General features: G+C 61.3%; 7 protein-coding genes. 2 read left to right on the forward strand and 5 right to left on the reverse strand.

Going from position 1 to position 6,175, the window contains the following annotated elements; all coding sequences use genetic code 11:
* Positions 1-1,103: DUF2125 domain-containing protein (locus VJV58_RS15150; protein WP_324138181.1), on the reverse strand; the 1,103-nt coding region annotated here is incomplete at its 3' end.
* A 96-nt stretch (positions 1,104-1,199) separates the two neighbouring features.
* Between VJV58_RS15150 and VJV58_RS15155 the strand changes: the two genes are divergently transcribed.
* Positions 1,200-1,802 (forward strand): gamma-glutamylcyclotransferase, encoded by a 603-nt coding sequence (locus VJV58_RS15155; RefSeq protein WP_414641499.1) that lies wholly within the window; start codon positions 1,200-1,202, stop codon positions 1,800-1,802.
* A gap of 5 nt (positions 1,803-1,807) precedes the next feature.
* Here VJV58_RS15155 and VJV58_RS15160 read toward each other — a convergent pair whose 3' ends face one another.
* The 4 genes from VJV58_RS15160 to ftsE all read right to left on the reverse strand — a co-directional run bounded on the left by VJV58_RS15160 (position 1,808) and on the right by ftsE (position 5,015).
* The gene (locus tag VJV58_RS15160; RefSeq protein ID WP_324138183.1) at positions 1,808-2,581 is read right to left on the reverse strand and encodes a 1-acyl-sn-glycerol-3-phosphate acyltransferase; all 774 of its coding nucleotides are present in this window, start codon (positions 2,579-2,581) and stop codon (positions 1,808-1,810) included.
* 12 nt (positions 2,582-2,593) lie between these two features.
* Complete coding sequence (locus VJV58_RS15165; protein WP_414641500.1) at positions 2,594-3,310, reverse strand: YdcF family protein; 717 nt, start codon at positions 3,308-3,310, stop codon at positions 2,594-2,596.
* A gap of 84 nt (positions 3,311-3,394) precedes the next feature.
* The gene (locus tag VJV58_RS15170; RefSeq protein WP_324138184.1) at positions 3,395-4,363 is read right to left on the reverse strand and encodes an ABC transporter permease; all 969 of its coding nucleotides are present in this window, start codon (positions 4,361-4,363) and stop codon (positions 3,395-3,397) included.
* Positions 4,356-5,015, reverse strand: coding sequence for a cell division ATP-binding protein FtsE (gene ftsE / locus VJV58_RS15175; RefSeq protein ID WP_324138185.1), 660 nt, complete (start codon positions 5,013-5,015; stop codon positions 4,356-4,358). Before ftsE ends, VJV58_RS15170 begins: the two co-directional genes overlap by 8 nt.
* Before the next feature lie 231 nt (positions 5,016-5,246).
* On the opposite strand from ftsE, the gene VJV58_RS15180 reads away from it, so the two are divergent.
* A complete protein-coding gene (locus VJV58_RS15180; protein WP_324138186.1) occupies positions 5,247-6,110 on the forward strand; it encodes an MJ0042-type zinc finger domain-containing protein in 864 nt (287 codons plus the stop codon).
* The last annotated feature ends 65 nt before the right edge of the window (positions 6,111-6,175 follow it).

The following is a 6,175-nucleotide window of genomic DNA, read 5'->3' on the forward strand; positions in this document are numbered from 1 at the left end:
TCCAGCATGGCCTCGTTGCCAAGCGCATTGATCCCTGCGGCCACACCGACATTGGCATTTTGCTTGACGACCTTGCCGAGACCAGGAATTGCGCGGTCCAGCGCGCCGAACAGATTATTGATGTCCTGTGTTTTCACACCGGGCGCGACACGATCAAGGGTCGCTTGCGGCACCCCCTCGTCGAGCATTTTTTCGATGCCGAGCGCGGGAATGATCTTTTCGATGCCGGCGACCGTCATCTGCAACTCGCCGTCAAGACGCCCGTCGGCTGTCAGGGCCAGCGTGCCGGCGGCGACCGCGACCACGTCGCCCTGCGCAATCCGCGACTGGACGATGTGGATGTGGCCGCCCGCGGCCTGCAGTTCGCGAAGCCTTTGTGGCCACGGTTTCGGCGAAAGGTCGTTCAGGCCGCTGAGCGTCGCTCGCACGTCTGCATCGAACGGCTGTGCGAGAAGCGGATGAATTTGCTGCAGGCTTCCCGCTTCGACCTTCACCGCGGTTTCGATGACAGGACGGTCGAGCGTCGAGTCCTCGGCAAGACGCCCGTGCAACTCGATATGCTTGGCCCGCGCCAGCGGGGCCAGCGCCGACCCATTGACGCGATCGACCTCCGGATCATCGAACACGATCGATGCCCGGCTCGGCACCTGCGGCAGACCCACGACGCTGGAGCGACCCTTGCTCCAGTTGACCGACATCGATGGTGATGCGCCACCGTCGGAAATCGTGGCCGGGCCGGTGAATTCCGCAATCAGCAATTTCGGATCATAGACCTGCGCGACGACCAGAATTTCTCCGAGCTGCCCGGTTATCGGGATCTGCGCTGCCGCCTGTCCCGCCGTCTGCGAATTAAGCGAGACGCTGGCCCCATCACAGCGGATTTCGAGACGGAACGGGAAGCCGGCTACCGAGCGCCGCGCACAATCGTAAATCCGACCCGACTTCGCCTCCTGCGCGCGCCAGGCGTCGGCTGCCACGCCCGCCTGGGATGCGGCAAAGAACCAGAACGCGCTCCAGGCCGCCGCAGCGAACAGCAGCAGGACCGGCAGCAGAAAAAGGCGCCAAAGCGAGCGCCGGCGGGGCGCGAGGCTGATATCGGACATGCGGCGAGGTTTGGCCAATGATTTTGTCAATTAAGCGGTGCTACCGATGCGGATCGAGTTAACGCATTTTGATGGATTGCAGAATTCTGGTAGGTCATGCCCGCGATGTCAGCGAAAGCCCTGTCAGCAGAATTGTCCAAGGGCGATTTATGGGTATTTGGCTATGGCTCGCTGATGTGGCGGCCCGGCTTCGAATTTATCGAACAGGTTCCGGCACGGCTGATTGGCGAACATCGCGCGCTCTGCGTTTACTCCTTTGTGCATCGGGGAACGCCGGAAAAGCCGGGCCTCGTGCTCGGCCTGGATCGTGGCGGAGCGTGCCGAGGGGTGGCGTTCCGGGTCGCGGAGAAGCATCGTGCCGCAACCATCGCCTACCTGCGCGCCCGCGAGCAGGTCACGTCGGTGTACCGGGAAGTGATGCGATCGGTCTGGCTCGAGAACGAACCGAGGCAGCGGGTGAGCGCCTTGGCCTATGTGGTCGATCGCGGACACGTTCAGTATGCCGGACGATTGTCGTTGGCGGAGCAACTCCGTCACGTACAGCAGGGACATGGTCAATCCGGCGCAAACCGAGAATACGTCATCGCGACGGTAAGGGCGATAGAGGCCGAAGGCTTTGGCGACAAACACCTCCATCAACTCGCGTCGATGCTGCACGACGAGCGGCCGCTGCATTTTCAGCAACCTCCAGAGGAATAGAAGTGCTACGCCTTCGCCGAAGCCGAGTTGGGGACGCGTCCGAACAAGTTCGCCTGCTCGCGGCGCGCCGCTTCGATCAATCGGCTGCTGGCTTCCTCGATCGCGGTCGAAATGCGCGCGATGAATTCACGCCGCGACAGTCCCGGCGGAAGCGGATCGAGAAATTCGACCACCAGGGTTCCCGGATAACGCATGAAGGTGCGGCGCGGCCAGAACAGACCCGAATTGAGCGCCACCGGCAGACAGGTCACGCCGCAATCGACATAGATCTGCGCCACGCCTGTCTTGTATTGCGGCGGCGAGTCGACGGCGGTTCGAGTCCCCTCCGGAAAAATGATCAGTTGACGTCCGCGCCGGACTGCCTCACCGGCGTGACGAGCCATCTGCAGCAGCGAGCGCCCGCCGGCAGCCCTGTCGATTCCGATCATATCGGACTTGATCAGGTACCATCCGAACAGCGGGATCCATTTCAGCTCGCGCTTGAGAATAAAGAGCGGCTCGTTAAAAAACTGCAGCAGCGCAAACGTCTCCCACATCGACTGATGCTTCGATGCGACGATCAGCGGGCCTTCGGGAATTTTTTCGAGACCGCGATATTCCACCTTGGTGCCGCAGATTACACGCAGCAGCCAGATGCTGCTGCGAGCCCAATATCTAGCAATGTTCATGATGGCCCAGCGCGGCATAACGAAGGTCGGAATGCCGACCAGCATCCAAAACACCAGCAGCAAATAGAACAGCACGTTATAGATCAGCGAACGCAAGAAGATCGAGACCATCAAAAAATCCGATCAATTAGCTTGAGCGGTCGCCGGACTGCGCCGCAGCGATCCATCCGGCTGGTCCGCAAGTTGGGCGCTCAGGCCAAAGCCGGCATCAGCCAGATGCACCCGCACTTCGGCGGCAACGTACTTTACGTATTCCGACAGCAACAGGCGCACCGTCGCGGCGCTCGCCCACCAGGTTTCATCGCGCCATCTCTCGCCGACCACCGCGAACGGAATGAGGTGAACATTCGGCATCGCATGCGACAGTTCGACGATGGCTCGCGGCATATGGTAATTCGATGTCACCACAATCAGCGACTTGAACCCGCGGTCGTGCGCCCAACGACGCGTCTCGGCGGCATTGCTGCGCGTGTTGACAGCGGAGCGGTCGAGATCGACGCAGCATCTCAGCAGCGATTGGTTGTCCGACAACGATCGGGAAATGTCGCTTGCCGCATTGGTCGGATGCACGCCCGAAATCAAAAGCCGGCCACCGTAGCCGCCAGCCAGCAGTTCCATCGCATCGGACACGCGGGACGAGCCGCCCGTCAACACCACGATTCCGTCGGCCCGGTTGGCAGGCTCCGCTTCGGCGCCACGCAATTGCGAGAGAAATCCGACAAAACCGGTCCCGGCCGCCACCACGATCGTTGCCAGGAGCACCAGCATTGCAGCACGCAGCTTCCCCCTCGCCGTGGCGAGCGGCGATTTCCTCGCTAAATCGTTGGGCTGCAAATTCATGCCCGCCAGTGATCCTCCCCTTTTGGCAAGTCTAGAAGTTTTTCAAACGAAGTGGAATCCGGTTTGCGTCGTACATGCCTGACCTCAGTCGATCTCATTGAGCGTGGCGAACAGGGTGCGCCGCGATGCCCAGGCGGTAATCGCCGCGATCAGCACGGCCTGTACCGCAAGCGCTAGATAGCCGGATGGCCGAAGCGCGAAGGTCCCGAGCAATGCCGCAAACTGATCTCCGACCGGGGTGCCGGAAAACCAGCCGGCGATCGATTCGGAGAACCCGAAAGCGAACATCGCGACGCCCCCGCCGATCACGCCGCCCTGAAGCCCGAGGCGTAGAAAGTGCCGCAGGAACCGGTTTGCGATGTAGCGGTCGCCCGCGCCTACAAAGTGCAGGACTTCCACAATCGGTCGATTGGCCGCCATCGCGCCCCTGGTCGCGAACGATACCGAAATGATGGTCGCGACGATCACCAGCCCGAGGATACCGATGCCCGCCAGCACGGTGGCGCCCGTCGTCGACCGCATCCTCTCGATCCAGGCGCGATGATCGTCAACACTCGCTGAGGGCGCCGCCTGACTGACCTGGCTGCGCAACGCGGCCAGATCCAGCGTAGTTCCGGGTTGAACGCGGGCGACGATCACCCGTGGCACCGGCAGTTCGTCGAGCGAAAGACCGCTTCCGAGCCAAGGCTCCAGCAGACTGGCGGCTTGCTGTTTCGTGAATGGCCTGACCTCGACAATTCCGGCTTGCGCGCGCATGGCTTGCGCGGCCGCGGCAGCATCGCGGTCGAGATCGCGTCCGGCGGCGGGGCGCACCTGAACCGTGATCTCGCTGGCTATTTCGGATTGCCACTCTGCGGCTGAGGCGCTCACCAGCAATACAGTGCCCGTCGTAATCGACGCCAGGAACGTCATGATCGCTACCACTGCGACCAGGGCGCGCCCGGCAATCGAGGCGCGTGGCACGATTGGCGACAGGTTGCGCGCGCGCGCAGGCACCTGCGGACGTTCGTTTCCCAGATCGACCAAAGGGCCATGCTGGTCGGCTCTACTCATAGATGTGCAGCCGTCCCTGATGCAGCACGAGCCGCCTCGCCTCGTACTGATCCATCAAGGTGATGTCATGAGTCGCAATTATCACAGCGGTGCCGGATTTGTTCAATTCAATAAACAGCCGCAGCAATCGACGTCCCAGCGTTGGATCGACATTGCCGGTCGGCTCATCCGCCAGCAACAGGTGCGGCCGCGAGATTACGGCGCGCGCGATCGCCGCGCGCTGCTTCTCACCGCCAGACAGGATCGGTGGCAGGGCATCCATCCGTTCGCCGAGGCCGACCCATTTCAACAAATCGATAACCTCCTTGCGATAGCTGGATTCCTCCCGGCCCATTACCCGAAACGGCAGCGCCACGTTTTCATAGGTGGTCATGTGATCGAGCAGACGAAAGTCCTGCAACACGATCCCGATCCGCTTGCGCAGATCGGCTATCTGCTCCTTGCCGAGCAACGCCACGTCGTGGCCGAATAGATTGACCAAGCCGCGCGTCGGTCGCAGCGAAAGAAACAGCAGCTTCAGCAGCGAGGTCTTTCCAGCACCGGATGGACCGGTGAGGAACTGAAAGGAATGGGCGGGAATCTCAAAATTCAGGTCGCGCAGGATTTCCGGGCCGAGCCCGTAGCGCAATCCGACATTTTCGAACCGAACCAATCTCAGCTCCGTTCGATATTAGGCCTGGCCGGATACCGAAAACCACAGGCGCCGCCAGCAGCAGCGGCGGCTCGGCCATCGGTCAAGTAAGGCGGTTGTGCTTCGGTTATGGTTTCCGATTCGTTAACGGTCGGCTTGTAGCATTCTGCTGCCTCGTTTCCGACCCTCGCACCGGCGTGTTCCGGCGCGAGCCCGGCAACAGGGCGCGCCTGCAACGTCGAGATTGGCTCCATGCACATCATTTGTCCCCATTGTACAACGTCCTATGCCATTGATCCGGCTACTCTGGGCGTCTCCGGGCGCAATGTGCGATGTTCCCGGTGCAAGGAGATATGGCTCGCGCGGCCGGAGGACGCAGCCGACGTGTTCGCCTCCGCGCCGGCGATGGCTGAATCAGGCCAACAAGGCGGGAATAACGATGCCGCCGCGGAGTGGACCTCCCATGCCGGGCACAACGAAGACGAGCGCCATGAGCAGCAAACGCCTGTCGTTGAAAGCCCCTCGATTTCGAGTGATTGGCCGGCTGTGGATTCCGACTGGACGTCGACCTCGCAGCATGACGGCGTCGAGGCCGAATCCGGAGTTCCGCAGCGCGCGAAGTGGTTCGGCAAGGTTGGAAGTCGGCGCAGATCGTCTCAAGGGCGGCGCAAACCTTTCCTCACTCTCCCCCTCGCTTGCACCGCGATGGGCACGCTGGTTCTCGCTTTGGTGATTTGGCGCGTCGATGTGGTGCGTCTGCTCCCACAGACGGCGGCATTCTATAAACTGGTTGGGCTCGAGGTAAATCTTCGTGGACTGTTGTTCAAGGATGTGAAGATCACCTCTGAAATCCTGGAATCCAAACCGGTGCTGGTGATCGATGGCGTAATAACAGGCGAAAACCGCAAGACAGTCGAACTGCCGCGACTCCGCTTCAGCGTCCGCGACGCGCAAGGCGCAGAGATTTACGCCTGGAATTCGGTACTCGATCAGCCGGTGCTCAAGCCAGGCGACTACGTTCGGTTCAAGTCACGCCTGGCATCACCGCCTCCGGAAGGACGCAGTATCGATGTGCGTTTCTTCAACAAGCGAGATATGGCCAATGGCAGCGCGTGAACCATCTCATTTTTTTGGACTGGAGGCCTCATGGCGCGCGTGTTGATTGCAGACGACGAAGAAGC

The organism is Bradyrhizobium sp., from assembly GCF_035273305.1.
Lineage (GTDB): Bacteria > Pseudomonadota > Alphaproteobacteria > Rhizobiales > Xanthobacteraceae > Bradyrhizobium.

What these genes read in the sequence shown, in the direction of transcription:
- VJV58_RS15165 (WP_414641500.1), bottom strand. Translation starts at nt 3,310, where the DNA reads ATGAATTTGCAGCCCAACGATTTAGCGAGGAAATCGCCGCTCGCCACG.
- VJV58_RS15160 (WP_324138183.1), bottom strand. Translation starts at nt 2,581, where the DNA reads ATGGTCTCGATCTTCTTGCGTTCGCTGATCTATAACGTGCTGTTCTAT.
- VJV58_RS15180 (WP_324138186.1), top strand. Translation starts at nt 5,247, where the DNA reads ATGCACATCATTTGTCCCCATTGTACAACGTCCTATGCCATTGATCCG.
- VJV58_RS15170 (WP_324138184.1), bottom strand. Translation starts at nt 4,363, where the DNA reads ATGAGTAGAGCCGACCAGCATGGCCCTTTGGTCGATCTGGGAAACGAA.
- VJV58_RS15155 (WP_414641499.1), top strand. Translation starts at nt 1,200, where the DNA reads ATGCCCGCGATGTCAGCGAAAGCCCTGTCAGCAGAATTGTCCAAGGGC.